The sequence below is a fragment of the Pseudomonas sp. S10E 269 genome, assembly GCF_002798465.1.
Lineage (GTDB): Bacteria > Pseudomonadota > Gammaproteobacteria > Pseudomonadales > Pseudomonadaceae > Aquipseudomonas > Aquipseudomonas pergaminensis.
This window is the reverse complement of the sequence record NZ_PHIJ01000001.1, coordinates 3,728,602-3,743,849: the sequence shown is the minus strand read 5'-3', so window position 1 is coordinate 3,743,849 and position 15,248 is coordinate 3,728,602. Positions and strand designations below refer to the sequence as shown.

General features: G+C 61.8%; 16 protein-coding genes. 12 read left to right on the top strand and 4 right to left on the bottom strand.

All coding sequences use genetic code 11. The features are described from left to right. Window positions 1–17: 17 nt before the first annotated feature. Window positions 18–1,076: an MBL fold metallo-hydrolase gene (locus CWC48_RS17425; protein ID WP_099494356.1), complete on the bottom strand. Its 1,059-nt coding sequence runs from the start codon at window positions 1,074–1,076 to the stop codon at window positions 18–20. A gap of 128 nt (window positions 1,077–1,204) precedes the next feature. Between CWC48_RS17425 and CWC48_RS17420 the strand changes: the two genes are divergently transcribed. From CWC48_RS17420 to CWC48_RS17405, 4 genes are all read left to right on the top strand, one after another. Next, entirely contained in the window at window positions 1,205–1,831 is a 627-nt protein-coding gene (locus CWC48_RS17420) for a TetR/AcrR family transcriptional regulator (RefSeq protein WP_078049908.1), read from the top strand. 188 nt (window positions 1,832–2,019) lie between these two features. Continuing rightward, window positions 2,020–3,078 (top strand): diguanylate cyclase, encoded by a 1,059-nt coding sequence (locus tag CWC48_RS17415; protein ID WP_100492265.1) that lies wholly within the window; start codon window positions 2,020–2,022, stop codon window positions 3,076–3,078. Window positions 3,079–3,340: 262 nt separating this feature from the next. Then, entirely contained in the window at window positions 3,341–4,660 is a 1,320-nt protein-coding gene (locus CWC48_RS17410) for a PAS domain-containing methyl-accepting chemotaxis protein (RefSeq protein WP_078049910.1), read from the top strand. A 76-nt stretch (window positions 4,661–4,736) separates the two neighbouring features. After that, window positions 4,737–5,255, top strand: a complete 519-nt coding sequence (locus tag CWC48_RS17405; RefSeq protein WP_078049911.1) for a DUF1003 domain-containing protein — start codon at window positions 4,737–4,739, stop codon at window positions 5,253–5,255. Here the strand turns inward: CWC48_RS17405 and CWC48_RS17400 are convergent. Beyond that, complete coding sequence (locus CWC48_RS17400; RefSeq protein ID WP_100492264.1) at window positions 5,252–6,130, bottom strand: LysR family transcriptional regulator; 879 nt, start codon at window positions 6,128–6,130, stop codon at window positions 5,252–5,254. The genes CWC48_RS17405 and CWC48_RS17400 overlap by 4 nt on opposite strands. An 80-nt stretch (window positions 6,131–6,210) precedes the next feature. Between CWC48_RS17400 and CWC48_RS17395 the strand changes: the two genes are divergently transcribed. Next, window positions 6,211–6,912: a CTP synthase gene (locus CWC48_RS17395; RefSeq protein WP_177409495.1), complete on the top strand. Its 702-nt coding sequence runs from the start codon at window positions 6,211–6,213 to the stop codon at window positions 6,910–6,912. After that, window positions 6,909–7,280, top strand: coding sequence for an antibiotic biosynthesis monooxygenase (locus CWC48_RS17390; RefSeq protein WP_078049914.1), 372 nt, complete (start codon window positions 6,909–6,911; stop codon window positions 7,278–7,280). The genes CWC48_RS17395 and CWC48_RS17390 overlap by 4 nt, the downstream gene beginning before the upstream one ends. Here CWC48_RS17390 and CWC48_RS17385 read toward each other — a convergent pair. Then, entirely contained in the window at window positions 7,277–7,600 is a 324-nt protein-coding gene (locus tag CWC48_RS17385) for a DUF2025 family protein (RefSeq protein WP_032891062.1), read from the bottom strand. The genes CWC48_RS17390 and CWC48_RS17385 overlap by 4 nt on opposite strands. Window positions 7,601–7,832: 232 nt before the next feature. On the opposite strand from CWC48_RS17385, the gene CWC48_RS17380 reads away from it, so the two are divergent. After that, on the top strand, window positions 7,833–8,960 hold the full coding sequence (locus CWC48_RS17380) for a glycerophosphodiester phosphodiesterase family protein (RefSeq protein ID WP_078049915.1): 1,128 nt from the start codon (window positions 7,833–7,835) through the stop codon (window positions 8,958–8,960). Then, window positions 8,961–9,614: an AraC family transcriptional regulator gene (locus CWC48_RS17375; protein WP_100492263.1), complete on the top strand. Its 654-nt coding sequence runs from the start codon at window positions 8,961–8,963 to the stop codon at window positions 9,612–9,614. Here the strand turns inward: CWC48_RS17375 and CWC48_RS17370 are convergent. Then, the gene (locus CWC48_RS17370; protein WP_100492262.1) at window positions 9,606–10,469 is read right to left on the bottom strand and encodes a sterol desaturase family protein; all 864 of its coding nucleotides are present in this window, start codon (window positions 10,467–10,469) and stop codon (window positions 9,606–9,608) included. The two genes, CWC48_RS17375 and CWC48_RS17370, sit on opposite strands and share 9 nt — an antisense overlap. 155 nt (window positions 10,470–10,624) lie before the next feature. On the opposite strand from CWC48_RS17370, the gene CWC48_RS17365 reads away from it, so the two are divergent. From CWC48_RS17365 to CWC48_RS17350, 4 genes are all read left to right on the top strand, one after another. Beyond that, entirely contained in the window at window positions 10,625–10,933 is a 309-nt protein-coding gene (locus tag CWC48_RS17365; RefSeq protein WP_078049918.1) for a PepSY domain-containing protein, read from the top strand. A gap of 173 nt (window positions 10,934–11,106) precedes the next feature. Then, the gene (locus tag CWC48_RS17360) at window positions 11,107–12,279 is read left to right on the top strand and encodes a GAF domain-containing sensor histidine kinase (protein WP_100492261.1); all 1,173 of its coding nucleotides are present in this window, start codon (window positions 11,107–11,109) and stop codon (window positions 12,277–12,279) included. A gap of 120 nt (window positions 12,280–12,399) precedes the next feature. Beyond that, the gene (locus tag CWC48_RS17355; protein ID WP_078049920.1) at window positions 12,400–13,422 is read left to right on the top strand and encodes a transporter; all 1,023 of its coding nucleotides are present in this window, start codon (window positions 12,400–12,402) and stop codon (window positions 13,420–13,422) included. Window positions 13,423–13,524: 102 nt separating this feature from the next. Next, window positions 13,525–15,141, top strand: coding sequence for an inorganic phosphate transporter (locus tag CWC48_RS17350; RefSeq protein WP_100492260.1), 1,617 nt, complete (start codon window positions 13,525–13,527; stop codon window positions 15,139–15,141). The last annotated feature ends 107 nt before the right edge of the window (window positions 15,142–15,248 follow it).

The window sequence follows — 15,248 nt, the reverse complement described above, 5'->3', positions numbered from 1 at the left end:
TTCCCACGCGCCTGCCTTCAGCCGGCGAGGTGCTCTTGCGCGCCCTGGGTTTCGACTTCCAGCCACCAGGCCACCCCACGCTCAGGTTGATTCAAGCTGAACACCTGCCCCATCTGCGGCGTGGTGATCGACACATTGCGCTCCCAAGCCAGGGCCATGATGCGGTCGAACGGTTCGTGCCAGGCATGGAAGGCCAAGTCGAAGGTGCCGTTGTGAATCGGCAGCAGCCAGCGCCCCTTGAGATCGATATGTGCTTGCAGGGTTTGCTCCGGTTGCATGTGCACATGGGGCCAATCGACGTTGTAAGCACCTGTTTCCATCAGCGTCAGGTCAAACGGGCCGTATTGTTCGCCGATGCGTTTAAAGCCGTCGAAATAGCCGGTGTCGCCACTGAAGAAGATCCGTCGCGCGCCATCGATCATCACCCAGGAACACCACAGGGTCTGGTTGGCATCAAACAGACCGCGCCCGGAAAAATGCTGTGCGGGCGTGGCGACGAATCGAATGCCCTCCACCTCGGTACCCTGCCACCAATCCAACTGGCGCACTTTGCTGGCGTCTACGCCCCACTTGACCAAGAGGTCACCCACGCCCAGCGGCGCCAGAAAATAGCGGGCCTTGTCGGCCAGTTGCACGACAGCCTTGCGGTCGAGATGGTCGTAGTGGTTGTGGGAAAGAATCACCGCTTCCAACGGCGGCAACGCTTCAAGACTGATGGGCGGCTGGTGGAAACGCTTGGGACCGGCCCAGCTGAACGGCGAGGCGCGCTCGGCGAATACCGGGTCGGTGACCCAGAATTTGCCGCGCATCTTAAGCAATACGGTGGAATGCCCGAGGCGGAACACGCTGTGATCCGGGGCTGCCAGCAGCTGTTCGCGGGTCAGTGGTTGCACCGGGATCTGCCCTACCGGCCGCGTGGTGCGCGGTTTGTTGAACAGCATGTTCCAGAAAATACGCAAGGTTTTGCCGAAGCCCCCGTGCTGCACAGGCGCCTCATTGCTGAAGTGCTTCTGGTCCTGCTCGGCAGGCTTGCGCGTGGCTGGCGATGAATCGACACGGGATGAGAGGGTGGCCATGACCGGGTGACTCCTACGGCTCGCTCATAAATTACACTGCACAGTGTAGTTTCAAGATTGCAACAAAATCCGGAGCAAGTAAACTACCGAGTGTAAGTTTCCCTGACCTGAAGAGCCGATCGCCACCCATGACTGCCCCTCAACGCCTCACCGACCGCAAACGCGAAGCCATCGTGGCCGCGGCCATCGCCGAGTTTCGCGCGAACGGTTTCGAGGTGACCAGCATGGACAAGATCGCCGCCACCGCCGGCGTATCCAAGCGCACGGTGTACAACCACTTCCCCAGCAAGGAAGAATTGTTCGCTGAAATTCTCCATCAACTCTGGGCCAGCAGCGTCGCCCAGCTCGACGTCAGCTACGCCAGCGACCGCCCGCTGCGTGACCAATTGCGCGGGCTGCTGGAGGCGAAGATGAAGATGATGTCGGACGCCAACTTCCTTGACCTGGCCCGGGTTGCCATCGCTGCCACCATCCATTCGCCGGAACGTGCGCAAGACATGGTGACGCGCCTGAGCAAGCGTGAAGAAGGCTTTACCCAGTGGGTGCGCGCCGCCCAGGAAGACGGCCGGCTCAATTGCAGCGACCCGGCGTTTGCCGCGCACCAGATCCAAAGCCTGCTCAAGGCCTTCGCCTTCTGGCCACAAATCACCCTCGGCCAGCCCACCCTCGATGCCGCCTGCCAGGCCAGTGTCATCGAGTCTGCCATCGACCTGTTCCTGGCTGGCTACGAAGTCACCCCGCCGCACCCGCTGTAACGCTGTTGTGCAAACGACATCCCAGGTCGTTTTTGACGCATTCGCCCTCTGTTTTGCGCAAATGGCCTGGAAGGACACTGATTATTCCCACGCGAATAACTGACAATATTCATGGGTGTTATCCGATCAACGGTTAAGCCTGCGAACGCGTGTTGTCGTATTGCACAAAAGAGCTGACCCTGGAATTTATGGAAAACAGACAAGGCAAAGGGCTTTCCTTTGCCCGGCGCATCTACAAGCCAAGGATCATCGGCACAGCCATGTGCTGCATCAGCGTAATAGCGGCGCTGTATCCATTGGCCAAGCCGGGCTGGATCTGGGCGTTGTTGCTGGTCAATGGTTTCGTTTGGCCGCACCTGGCGTATCAATGGGCGACCCGCTCTAAATTTCCCTACGACGCCGAGCAACGCAACCTGGTGTATGACGCGCTGTTCAGCGGTTTCTGGGCTGCCACCCTGCAGTTCACCCCGCTGACCACCGTGACCCTGCTGTCGATGGTTGCCATGAACAACGTGGCCGCCGGTGGCAAGCGCCTGTTGATACGCGGTGCCTACGCCCAGGTGCTCGGCGCGGGTATCGGCGCCCTGCTGTTCGGCCTGCAGTTCAACCCTTCGGTCAGCCTGGTTCAGGTCTACGCCTGCCTGCCCATGCTCACGCTCTACCCCATGGCCATTGGCATGGTCTGCTATCAACTGGCGATCAAACTGTCGGAACACAAACGCGCCCTCAGTGCATTGAGCCGCATCGACAGCCTCACGGGCCTGCTCAATCACGGTTCCTGGAAGGACCTGCTGCACCTCAAGTTTCACAAGTGCCAGCAACAGCAAAGCCACGCCACCATCGCCTTGATCGATATCGATCACTTCAAGCAGATCAATGACACCCACGGCCATATCGTCGGCGACGCGGTACTGCGGCAATTGAGCCTGGAGCTGCGGCGCAACCTGCGGGAAAACGACTTGGCCGGGCGATACGGCGGCGATGAATTCTGTGTGATTCTTCCGCGAATGCCCCTGGAACAAGCGGCCCAAGTGATGGAACGCATGCGCGAAACCTTCAGCAATTACCGCAACCCGCAGATCCCTGAATTGCGCGTAAGCCTGAGCATCGGCCTGGCGGGGTTCCAGCCGTCGTTTACCAATGCCGCCATGTGGCTCGATGCAGCGGACCGCGCGCTGTATGCGGCGAAGGAGACCGGGCGTAACCGGGTTAACGTGAGCGACGAGAAGGTCGCCCACTCCGCCTGAAACGGTGGCACGACAGCTCGTCTGAATCTTCCTGCCGACACACCACAAGAAAGCATAATGCCACCACTGGTCGCCTACCCAAAAAAGGTCCTGCCCTTGGGGCGAACTTCTTGTCAGGCTGATCACTCTTAACCCGTTGTTCCACCCCCTCTGTCAGCACAAGGAAGCTGACAATGAGCAAGTCAACCGTATGGCGCACGCCTTACGGGGGCAGGCGCATACCAAGGAAACTCCAGCAGCCTGCTTGTCCGAGCACCCGAACATGCTATTCAACGCGCACAAGAAAACCATAGAGTCCCTGCAACACACCCTTGCCCAACACACCAGCCTGCTGGACGCCATCGAGCGCTCCATGGCGGTGATCGAATTCGACCTGCACGGCAACGTGCTGCGGGCCAATGCCAACTTCCTCCAGACCATGGGCTACCGCGCCGAACAGATTGAAGGCCAGTCCCATCGCATGTTCTGTACCCCGGCGTTCGCCCGCAGTGCCGAGTACAGCCAGCTGTGGTCGAACCTGCGCAACGGCCTGTTCCAGTCCGGCACCTTTGAACGGGTGGCCGGCGATGGCCAGTCGGTGTGGCTCGAAGCCAGCTACAACCCGGTGCAAGACAGCACCGGCCAGGTAATCAAAGTGGTGAAGTACGCCATGGACGTCACCCCGCGCCTGCAGGCCGAAAGCGAAGCCAACGCCAAGCTCGAAGCCATCGGCCGGGCCATGGCGGTGATCGAGTTCAACCTCGACGGCACCATCATCACCGCCAACGCGAACTTCCTGCAGCGCATGGGTTACACCCTGGCACAGGTCCAGGGCCAGCATCACCGCCTGTTCTGCACCACCGAGCTGGCCAACAGTTCGGCCTACAGCGATTTCTGGCGGCGCTTGAACCAGGGCGAACTGTTCAGCGGCCAGTTCGAGCGGGTGGACAAAAAAGGCCAGACGGTGTGGCTCGAAGCCAATTACAACCCGGTGTACGACGCCAGCGGGCGCCTGTGCAAAGTGGTCAAGTTTGCCTCGGACGTCACTGCCAGGGTGCAGCAACATGCCGCCGACGCCGCCAGTGCCGCCCAGGCGTACCACATCTCGCTGAACACCCGGGACATCGCCGAGAAAGGCGCCGAGGTGATCCAGCAAACGGCCAGCGGCATGCGCGAAATCGCTGCCGACATTGATGGCTCTTCGCAGAAGATCGCCAGGCTGGGCGAGCGTTCGCAGCAGATCACCACCATCGTCAACACCATTCGCGGCATCGCCGACCAGACCAACCTGCTGGCCCTCAATGCCGCCATCGAGGCCGCGCGGGCAGGCGAACAAGGTCGCGGCTTTGCCGTGGTGGCCGATGAGGTACGGCAACTGGCGGCGCGCACCAGTGGTTCCACGGCGGAAATCTCCAGCATGATCGCGATGATCCAGGATGAAACCCGCCAGGCCATCCACAGCATGGACGGCACCCGCGACCGTGCCGCGCAAGGCGTCGACCTGGCCAACCGCGCCGGCACGGTGATCCTGCAGATTCGCGAAGGCACCAGCGAGGCCGTGCAAGCGGTGAGTGTGTTTGCCAATGAGCGTGGGGCCAACTGACCCGATCTTCATGCGGGCGGCCGGGGGCTCGGTCTATAGTGCTTCACTGACTATTTGTTGATGACCCGAGCCCGCCATGACCCCAGAAAAGCCTGCAGCCGCCCCCGTCGACCACCTTCGTTTCCACCGCGCCCACGCCCACCTGGCACCGACCTTCGGCAATGACACCTTTGCCCTCAAGGCCGAAGCCTTCGCGCGCTTCTTCGGCACACCGACCTTCCTGGGCGCGCAAACCGCAATCGTGGTGCTGTGGGTGGTGTTGAACATGACCGGTGTCACGCACTTCGACGTGTACCCGTTCATCCTGCTCAACCTGGCGTTCAGCCTGCAATCGGCGTACGCCGCGCCGCTGATCCTGCTGGCCCAGACGCGCCAGGCGGCCCGCGACAAAGCCCAGTCCGATGCCGACGCCCAGCACCGTGAAGCCCTGGCAATCGCCAACACCGAACGCCAGGCCCAGGCCGCGCAGACCACCAAGCAGCTACTGGAGCTGCTGGAGCAAAACACCCGGCTCACGGAAATGACCAAACAACTGACCGAACATATCGAAAGCCTGACGTGCGAAATGCATGAGCACTTTGTGCGCAAAACCTAAGGCAAGCGCAGGTGCCGGCCCAGCTCATCAAACAGGGTTACCACTGAGCGCAACGCCCGGCAGTCAGGACGCGTGAGCAACCACAACGCGGTATCGTGCCCCGCCAATGCGGGGCCCAGCGGTTGCAGGCCTTCACCCAGCAGAAAATCCGGCAACGCCGCCACCCCCAACCCCGCGCGGACCAACTCGGTAACCGACAGCATGCTGTTGCAGCGATAACTGGGGCGCACACCGGGCAGATGCTCGCGGCGCCAAGCGACCGTGGGGTGATCGGGCAGGAAGTCATCCGGGGCGATCCAGGCCAGCTCAGCCAACTCGCCGCCTTCGTGACGGCGGGCATAGTCGACACTGGCGCAGACTTGGTATGACACGCTGCCCAGGCACCGTCCGACAAGATGCTCCGGCGGTGCCTTGGTCAAGCGCAGGGCGATATCCGCGTCGCGGCGGCTGAGGTTGGCAAAATCATTCGACGTACTCAGTTCCAGGGTCAGCGCCGGGTAATGCGGCATGAACTGCGCCAGGGCGGGCAGCAGCAACCCTTGCAGCACCGAGTCGGTACAGGTCAGGCGCACCGTGCCGCTGATCACTTCACCGCCCTGCTCCACGCCGATGCGCGCCGCTTCCAACGCCTGTTCGGCGCGTTCCGCCTGCTGCGCCAAATTGCTCGCCAGGCTGGTGGGCAAGTAACCGGCGCGGCTTTTTTCAAACAGCGTCTGGCCCACTGCCGCCTCCAGGCGCCGCACGGCGCGGAACACCGTGGACACATCCACCCGCAACAATGCTGCTGCCCGTGCGAGGGTGCCGCCGCGCACCAGGGCGAGGATCAGCGACAGGTCGGGGTAGTCAATTGAATAGTGCGTGACTGCATTGAGCATGTGCTAAAACGCCAATATTGATTGCGTGAGCGCCAATCTATAGTGCGCCTCAGGACACCACAAGCCATGGGATGTACACGATGAAATCCACGCCTCTGCACCTCGCCCTGATCGGCGATTACAACCCCGATGTCATCGCCCACCAGGCCATCCCCGTGGCGCTGCAACAGGCGGCCGAGAGCCTCGGCCTGGGGGTGCACGTGCGGTGGCTCGACACCGATAACCTGCCCCAATCACTGCATGACTTCGACGGTTTCTGGTGCGTCCCCGCCAGCCCTTACCGCGACACTGACGGCGCAATGCGGGCGATCCGGTTTGCCCGCGAGCAACGCCGACCGTTCCTCGGCACGTGCGGCGGTTTTCAGCATGCCGTGCTGGAATACGCGCGCAATGTCCTGGGCTGGAAGGATGCCGAGCATGGCGAACTCGCGCCGCAGGCCAAGCGCGCCGTGATCGCGCCACTGAGCTGTGCCCTGGTGGAGGCCACCGACACCGTGCGCCTGGCACCCTACACCCGGATCGCCGAGGCCTATGGCACCCTGGATGTGCAGGAAGGTTATCGCTGCCGTTACGGCGTGAACCCCGAGTTCCTCGATGCCCTGCTCGAAGGCGACCTGATCCCCAGCGGCCATGATTCGGCTGGCGACCTGCGCGCGGTGGAACTGCTCGACCACCCGTTCTTCGTCGCCACCCTCTTCCAACCCGAACGCGCCGCGCTGCAAGGTATTACCCCGCCCTTGGCGGTGGCCCTGCTCAAAGCTTGTCAGGCGACGTCCGAATGATCGCCCGCACACCTTCGCCGCCCTATTACGCGGTGATCTTCAGCTCACTGCGCACCGAAGGCGATCAAGGCTACGGCCAGGCGGCCAGCCGCATGCTGGAACTGGCGCGTGAACAACCGGGGTTCATCGGCGTGGAGTCCGCACGGGAAGACGGCCTGGGCATCACCGTGTCGTACTGGGAGAGTGAAGCGGCGATCCTGGCCTGGAAGCAGCAGGCCGAGCACCAGGCGGTGCGCGAACAGGGGCGCGCCACTTGGTACTCGGCCTTCCAGACCCGGGTATGCAAAGTCGAACGGGCCTACGATTCGACAAGCCCGCTCACCACAACAAGTACGCCTGCCAAAAAAAGCCGAGCGCCACAGGGCTAGCTCACCAGACTGCGCAACGCACTGATCTGCGGGATCTCCACGCGCCGCATATACACCCGCAGCGGCTCGGTGATATTGATGCGGTCGTCGATGTTCTGGTCCAGCAGCAACTGGATGCGTTCGCGGGACAGCGTCATGGTCTGCTCCGGGGCCGGTAGCCAGACGAATTCGGCGGTGGGGATGATGCCGTCATCGGCCACGTCCATGCCGAAGGAATCTTCGCTGAAACGCACGATGTACTGGCCCGTCTTGCGGTTGAGGCCAACAAAACCGTGGAGTTGGTCGGCGGCCTGGCAGATAAGCTCGGAAGTGATGCGCATGGTAAACCTCACTGAAAAGTCCCACTGGGACTGGAAAGATGGTTTACACGCGTGGCGGGAAGTACCGCCCTCTGACGGGGCAGCTGCGGCCAAGAATACTGCAATGCCTCCTTTAAAAACCCGAAAATTTTGCCCGTGCGCACGTTAATGTCGGTTTGGTGATAGCGCCTTTCGCAATCAATTGTTAAAAAGGAGGCCTTCTCAAAGCTACCTCCACGAAAGGACTTCGCATATGCCTGTCACGTTTACCAAGAGCGCCCTGCTGCTCGCCCTGATGCTCGGCCTTGGCCAGGCACATGCGCAAGACCCGATCAGCCCGGCTGAATTGGCGACAAACGAAGGCATTCCGTACCCGGCCGTGATCGCCCACCGTGGCGCGTCCTTTGATGCCCCCGAGTCCACCGCCGCCGCCTACAAGGTCGCCCGCGACCTGGGTGCCGATTACCTGGAAATGGACCTGCAGCGCAGCAAGGACGGCGTGCTGTTCGCCCTGCATGACAACAACCTGCAGCGCACCACCGACGTGGCCACCAAGTTCCCCGACCGCAAGGACGCCCCGGCCAACGAGTTCACCTGGAAAGAACTGCAAACCCTCGACGCCGGCAGCTGGTTCAACGCCGCCTACCCGGACCGCGCGCGCCCAGGTTTCGTCGGCCTGAAAATCCAGAGCCTGGACGACATCATCAAGATCGCCGAAGGCAACCCGCAGCACAAACCCGGCCTGTACATCGAAACCAAGGAGCCCAAGCAATTCCCGGGCATCGAAGCCGACCTCAAGAACAAGCTCCTGGACAAAGGCTGGCTGAGCTCCGCCGGCTCCAAGCTGGGCAAGAGCAACACCGGCGTCGGCCAGGGCAAGGGTCGCGTGGTGCTGCAAACTTTCGAAGTGGCGAGCCTGAAAGAGCTGCAGAAAGAAATGCCCAACACCCCGAAGATCCTGTTGCTGTGGGTGGGTGAAGGCAGCATCGAGCCGAAGAACAAGCAGACATTTGCTGAATCCGGCGAAACCACCAAGGCCGCCTACTACGCCAAGCAAGAGCCGAAAGACGCGGCCGAGTTCGAAAAGTGGGTCGACGAAGCCAAGAGCCTTGGCGCCATCGGCACCGGTCCCTCGGCTGAGCTGACAGACCACGGCGACCAGAGCTATTCGGACCTGGTCAAACCGGAAATGAACAAGCTGACCCACGACAAAGGCTTGCTGGTGCACGTCTACACCGTCGATGAGCCGGTGGACTTCGAGAAAGTGATGAAGGCCGGCGTCGATGGCATCTTCACCAACCGTGCCGCCGAACTGCTGAAGTTCTACAAGCGCTGGCCGTCGTCCAGCGTGCAGGACCTGCTGAACGACTATAAGTACTGAGTGAAGGCCGAATGGTCAGGCCGCCTGTGGTTGGGGCGTGACTACGGCCTGATCGTCGGCGAGCTGGGGCGCACCGCGCCCCATGCGCACTACGCCCACCAGTTGATGGTCTGCCCCGGCGCGCCGATCACGGTCAGCCTGGAGGGGCAGGTCACTTCGGCCCATCGCCTGTTTATCCCTTCGCGACAGGCTCACGCCATTCTTGAAACTCAAGGTGAGGTCACGGTGCTGTATGCCGAACCTGCCGTGTTTGATATCGCCCCTCTGCTGCACCAGGACCTGTCGCTTGAGGCCTTGCGCCAACTCCCCCGGCGCAGCCTGGATGATCCACGCCTGGCGCGTGCGCTCGCCGCACTGGATCAACAACTCACCGGCAAAGTGTCAGCCCAGGCCCTGGCCCAGGCCGCGCACCTGTCATTAAGCCAACTGGAGCGGCTGTTCTGCGATCAACTCGGCTTGCCCGTGCGCCGGCTGGTGCTGTGGCGACGGTTGCGCATCGCCCTGCAACTGGCGCTGGCTGGCGGCACATTGACCGAGGCCGCCCACGGCGCGGGCTTTGCTGATTCAGCACATTTCTCGCGGACCATGAAGCAGTTGTTTGGTGTGACAGCGGCGGCCTCATTGCGCCAGCTGGATGTTCAGCTGTTAACGTAAATCGTCCGGCAGTGGTGGTTCCTTGCTCAGGCCAACCGGCCTGAACGGATCACACAGCTGCGCCCCATACGCCCGCGGAAAATTCGGCCGGCTGCCAATCCCCAAGTCCCCCGGCCCCATCCGATAGCCCTCGCGATAAAACGCCGTGCCCAGCAGCCAGTCCCACAGGTTGAAGAACAGCCCGAAATTCACATCCCCGGCGCGACCGTACTTCATGTGGTGAAACCGGTGCACCGGCGCCCAGGCGAACACCCAACGCAACGGCCCCAGGCGCATGTCGACGTTGGAATGCTGCAACAGCAATTGCAGGGCAATGGCCAGCGCCAACAGTTGTGCAACGTCCAAGGGAATACCCAGCAGGATCAACGGCAACAGACCTGCCGTGGCCTCGATCATCTGGTGCAGGGGGTGCTTCATCACGCCGTTGAAGCCGTAGAGCCGCTGCACGCTGTGATGCACCGCATGCAGGCGCCACAGCGCGGCAATGCGGTGGCTGGCGTAATGCATCAAGGTGATACCGGCATCGGCCAGCACAATCGCCATCAGCAGTTGCTCCCACAGCGGCCAACCGCGCGGCCATAGGCCTTCAATCGCCAACAGCGCGGTAAGCCCCGGCAAGATCAACAAGCCCACGGCATTCAGGCTTTCATTGACGAGGGCGTGCAACGTGTCGCGCCGACGATCGCCCAGGCTGCGATTCCACTGCGGTTCATAAGGCAACCACTGCTCCACCAGGAACGACACCCCAACCGCTGCAATGAACAGCAAAATCAGCGTGTCTGGCTGCCACAGTCCGCAGCCAATAAAGCCGAACAGAAATGCCGGCGCATAGATCCAACTCACTAACCGTTTCATGCCGAGTCTCCCTTCAAGTGAGCCTCCAGCATGAAATCCCCCGCGCCTGGCGGATTGAACAAACTGCGCAACTGTTTGAATTAATTAAGGGTGAATTAAGTTGCGCTGGTTAATCTGGCCCCACTTAAACAGCTCACCAGAGAAGGACACACACCATGAAAACCCTGACCGCTTTGTTCGCCGCTACCGCCCTGACCCTGACCGCTGGCCTGGCCCAGGCCGATGTTCGTCCAGACCAGATTGAAGGCCTGGTCAAGTCCGGCGCAGTGATGCCTTTCGAAAAACTCAATGCTGCCGCCGTGGCCAAACACGCGGGTGCCACCATCACTGACACTGAGTTGGACCATAACAACAGCGGCGTACTGGTCTACGAAGTCGACCTGACCGACACCGCCGGCAAGAAGTTTGAAGTGAAGCTCGACGCCAAGACCGGTGCTGTGCTGGAAGACAAGATCGACAGCTGAGTCACCGCTTCATTCAACGCCGCGCGCCTTCGGGTAGCGCGGCTTTTTTGTGCCCGCGCATAGGAAAATCCCTACTTAACGAATGAAATTACACCTACAACCCACAAGGTCGCTAAAATCCCACTCATTGGCCGGGGCATAACGCTCACCACCTTCCGGATCGAGAGTGCTGCATGGGGCAAAAAGCCGCCGACATCGCCACCATTGGCCGCATCAGTGCCGTCCCCGCGATGCTCAAGGTCATCAGCGAAATGACCGGCCTGCGCTTTGCCGCCGTAGCGCGGGTGACCGACGACACCTGGACCGCCTGCGCTGTGCTCGACCAACTGGACTTCGGCCTCGGTGTGGGCGGTGAACTGGACCTCACCACCACGATCTGCCACGAAATTCGCGGCTCCCATGTGTCCGTGGTGATCGACAAGGCCAGCGAAGACCCGCTCTACCACGACCACCACACCCCGCGCCTCTACCAATTCGAAAGCTATATTTCGGTGCCAGTGTTCCGCACCGACGGCAGGTTCTTCGGCACTATCTGCGCCCTCGACCCCCACCCGGCCGACCTGCGCAGCAGCAGCATCCAGTCGACTATGGAGTCATTCGCCCGGGTGCTGTCCCTGCAGATCGAAGCCGAGGAAGCCGCGCTTCACACCCAAGCGCAATTGCAGGAAGAGCGTGGCACCGCCGAACTGCGCGAGCAATTCATTGCCGTGCTCGGCCACGACCTGCGCAACCCGCTGTTCGCGATCAATTTCGGTGCCGAGCGGCTGCTGCGCAAATTCCCCGACCCGGCCACCGACACCCTCGTACGCCATATCCTCGCCAGCGGTCGCCGCGCCGCGCAGTTGGTCGAAGACTTGCTGGACTTTGCCCGTGGCCGCCTGGGCAGCGGCATCCCGCTGAACATCAGCGATTGCCTGGGTTTGCAGGAGGCCTTGCTGCATGTGGTCTCGGAAGTGCAAAGCGTGCACCCGCAACGGCTGATCCACGCGGACATCGGCGACCTGCAGGGCGTAAGTGGCGACCGCGACCGCCTGGCGCAGTTGCTCTCCAACCTGGTCGCGAATGCCATCCACCATGGCCGTCACGATGGGCCGGTGGAAGTCACGGCAAAGATCGAGCAAGGCCATTTCAACCTGACCGTCAAGAACCCCGGGCAAATCGACGCATTGGCCTTGCCCCGCCTGTTCGAGCCCTACTCACGCCCCGCCAAGGACACACCCCAGGCCGGCCTGGGGCTGGGGTTGTATATCGTCAAGCAGATTGCCGACGCCCACGGCGGTGAATTGAGCGTCTCCACCAGCGCCGAGCACGGCACTGTATTTACGTTCCGCCTGCCAACGGCCTGATCAAGCGCCCAGGCGGGCCGTCAACTCAGTAAACGGTCACAAAACTGTCAAATCTCCTTGCAATGATTTGCGCATGCGAACCTGTAAAATCTCCTACGGGCGCTTCTCCTGCGAGCCCTCATGAACCACAGCATTGACCACAGCCACCAGGACTCCGACCTGTTTGGCTTGCTTTACGGTTTCCGCTTTCGCCCCGGTGAAAAGGGCGAGCAGATCGATTCAGCCACCGCGCTCCAGGCGCTGCGGCAACCAGACGACCCGGAAGAATTTTTGTGGCTGCACCTGAACCTCGCCCACGCGGCGTGCGAGCGCTGGATGCAGGCAAACCTGGACCTGCCGGAAGAGTTCTTCGAAGCCCTGCATGAAGGCTCGCGTTCCACGCGCATCGAGCACGTCGACTCGGCCTTGTTGGCGGTGGTCAACGACGTGGTGTTCAACTTCAGCAGCATGGTCTCGTCGGATATTTCCACGCTATGGGTCTGCGCCCGCAGTCGCTTGCTCATCAGCGCGCGCCTGCAACCGCTGCACTCGGTGGACAAGCTGCGCTCGTCGGTGAAAGCCGGTGAAAGCTTTCGCTCGCCGCTGGCCCTGCTGGTGCACCTGCTGCGCGACCAGGGTGAGGTGCTGACCCAGATCGTGCGCAAGACCAGCATCAGCGTCGACCATATCGAAGACCAGTTGCTGTCTTCGCGCCTGTCTACCAACCGCGCCGAACTCGGTGCGGCGCGCCGAGTGCTGGTGCGCCTGCAACGCCTGCTGGCGCTGGAGCCGGGCTCGCTGCTGCGCCTGCTCAACCGGCCACCACAGTGGCTGCAGAAGGAAGACGTGAAGGAGCTGCGCAAATCCACCGAGGAGTTTGCGCTGATCATCAACGACTTGATGGCCCTGGGCGAACGCATCAAGCTGTTGCAGGAAGAAATTGCCGCCAACCTTAACGAGCAAAGCAACCGCACGCTGTTCACCCTTACCGTGGTGACAGTGCTGGCGTTGCCGATCAACATCATCGCCGGCTTTTTTGGCATGAACGTGGGCGGTGTGCCGCTTTCCCAGGACCCGGAAGGCTTCTGGATTCTGGTGGCGCTCGTCGCGACCTTCACATTGATCGCCGGGCGCTGGGCCTTCAGAAAGCGCAAGGATTACTGACCAGCGGCCAACTCAATCACCTAAACACTGATGTATGGCAGCATCTCTGTAACATTCTGCAATGACTATGAACGACATCCTCCCCACACTGGATGCCCCGGCATGGCCACCCCTTCCCTGACTGCCTCCCCCCACGCCTCACCTGCTGCCCCCAAACCCAGGCTGGACAAGAAGCCCAGCCTGGTGACAGTGATCATCTTCTTCGCCGTGCTCGCCATGGGCCTGCTGTTCACCGCCTACAGCCTGATGCACGACATGCATGAAATGGGCGCCCAACTCACCACCTGGACACCGTTCTTGCTGCTGGGTGTGGCGCTGTTGATCGCCCTGGGTTTCGAATTCGTCAACGGCTTCCACGACACCGCCAACGCCGTGGCGACGGTGATCTACACCAACTCGCTGCCGCCGCATTTTGCGGTGGTGTGGTCGGGCTTTTTCAACTTCCTCGGCGTATTGCTTTCCAGTGGCGCGGTGGCCTTCGGGATCATTGCGCTGTTGCCGGTCGAGCTGATTTTGCAGGTGGGCTCGTCGGCCGGTTTCGCGATGATCTTCGCCCTGTTGATCGCGGCAATCCTGTGGAACCTCGGCACCTGGTGGCTGGGTTTGCCGGCGTCCTCGTCCCATACCCTGATCGGCTCGATCATCGGCGTGGGCGTGGCAAATGCCTTGATGCACGGGCGTGACGGCACCAGCGGTGTGGACTGGAGCCAGGCGATCAAGATCGGCTATGCCTTGTTGCTGTCGCCGCTGATCGGCTTTGCGTTTGCGGCGATGCTGTTGCTGGCCCTGCGTGCCTTCGTCAAGAACCGCGCGCTGTACAAGGCGCCAAAAGGCGACACCCCGCCGCCGTGGTGGATACGCGGCATGCTGATTGCCACCTGCACCGGCGTGTCTTTTGCCCACGGTTCCAACGATGGGCAAAAAGGCATGGGCCTGATCATGCTGATCCTGGTAGGCACCCTGCCGATGGCCTACGCGCTGAACCGCACCATGCCGGCCGAGCAGTCGTTGCAGTTCGCGGCCGTGGCCGAAGTCACCCAGGTCGCCCTGGTGAAAAGCGCACCACAAGCGCTGACCGGCGATCCGCGTCCGATTCTCTCGACCTATGTGCGCACCAAGGAGCCCACGGCCGAACTGGTGCCGGCTCTCGCAGCCCTGGCCGGGCAGATCGGTGACGAGGTCAAAGGCTACGGCTCCCTGGCCAAGGTGCCTGCGGAGGCCGTCGGCAACGTGCGTAACGACATGTACCTGACCAGTGAAACCATTCGCCTGATGGACAAGGGCAAGGTCGGCAACTTCGATGCCGACACCCAGGGCAAGCTGCAACTGTTCAAGCAGCAGATCGACAGCGCCACGCGCTTCATTCCGCTGTGGGTGAAGATCGCCGTGGCCATCGCGTTGGGCCTGGGCACCATGGTGGGCTGGAAGCGCATCGTGGTGACCGTCGGCGAGAAGATCGGCAAGACACACCTGACCTACGCCCAGGGCGCCTCGGCAGAAATGGTGGCAATGCTGACCATCGGCGCGGCGGACATGTATGGGTTGCCGGTGTCGACCACCCACGTGTTGTCGTCGGGTGTGGCGGGGACTATGGTCGCGAACGGAGGCGGGTTGCAGATGCGCACGATCCGCAACCTGGCGATGGCGTGGGTGCTGACGTTGCCGGCGGCCATCCTGCTTTCGGGCAGCCTGTACTGGCTGTTCACCCAACTCTTCTGACACCACACAGGGCAACAATGTGGGAGCGGGCTTGCTCGCGAATGCGGAGTGTCAGTCAGCCTATTAATTGACTGATCCACCGCATTCGCGAGCAAGCCCGCTCCCAC

Coding starts and splice junctions, on each gene's coding strand:
- CWC48_RS17405 (WP_078049911.1), top strand. CDS start 4,737: ATGACCCCAGAAAAGCCTGCAGCCGCCCCCGTCGACCACCTTCGTTTC.
- CWC48_RS17385 (WP_032891062.1), bottom strand. CDS start 7,600: ATGCGCATCACTTCCGAGCTTATCTGCCAGGCCGCCGACCAACTCCAC.
- CWC48_RS17380 (WP_078049915.1), top strand. CDS start 7,833: ATGCCTGTCACGTTTACCAAGAGCGCCCTGCTGCTCGCCCTGATGCTC.
- CWC48_RS17425 (WP_099494356.1), bottom strand. CDS start 1,076: ATGGCCACCCTCTCATCCCGTGTCGATTCATCGCCAGCCACGCGCAAG.
- CWC48_RS17355 (WP_078049920.1), top strand. CDS start 12,400: ATGAACCACAGCATTGACCACAGCCACCAGGACTCCGACCTGTTTGGC.
- CWC48_RS17410 (WP_078049910.1), top strand. CDS start 3,341: ATGCTATTCAACGCGCACAAGAAAACCATAGAGTCCCTGCAACACACC.
- CWC48_RS17350 (WP_100492260.1), top strand. CDS start 13,525: ATGGCCACCCCTTCCCTGACTGCCTCCCCCCACGCCTCACCTGCTGCC.
- CWC48_RS17365 (WP_078049918.1), top strand. CDS start 10,625: ATGAAAACCCTGACCGCTTTGTTCGCCGCTACCGCCCTGACCCTGACC.
- CWC48_RS17360 (WP_100492261.1), top strand. CDS start 11,107: ATGGGGCAAAAAGCCGCCGACATCGCCACCATTGGCCGCATCAGTGCC.
- CWC48_RS17420 (WP_078049908.1), top strand. CDS start 1,205: ATGACTGCCCCTCAACGCCTCACCGACCGCAAACGCGAAGCCATCGTG.
- CWC48_RS17400 (WP_100492264.1), bottom strand. CDS start 6,130: ATGCTCAATGCAGTCACGCACTATTCAATTGACTACCCCGACCTGTCG.
- CWC48_RS17370 (WP_100492262.1), bottom strand. CDS start 10,469: ATGAAACGGTTAGTGAGTTGGATCTATGCGCCGGCATTTCTGTTCGGC.
- CWC48_RS17415 (WP_100492265.1), top strand. CDS start 2,020: ATGGAAAACAGACAAGGCAAAGGGCTTTCCTTTGCCCGGCGCATCTAC.
- CWC48_RS17395 (WP_177409495.1), top strand. CDS start 6,211: ATGAAATCCACGCCTCTGCACCTCGCCCTGATCGGCGATTACAACCCC.
- CWC48_RS17390 (WP_078049914.1), top strand. CDS start 6,909: ATGATCGCCCGCACACCTTCGCCGCCCTATTACGCGGTGATCTTCAGC.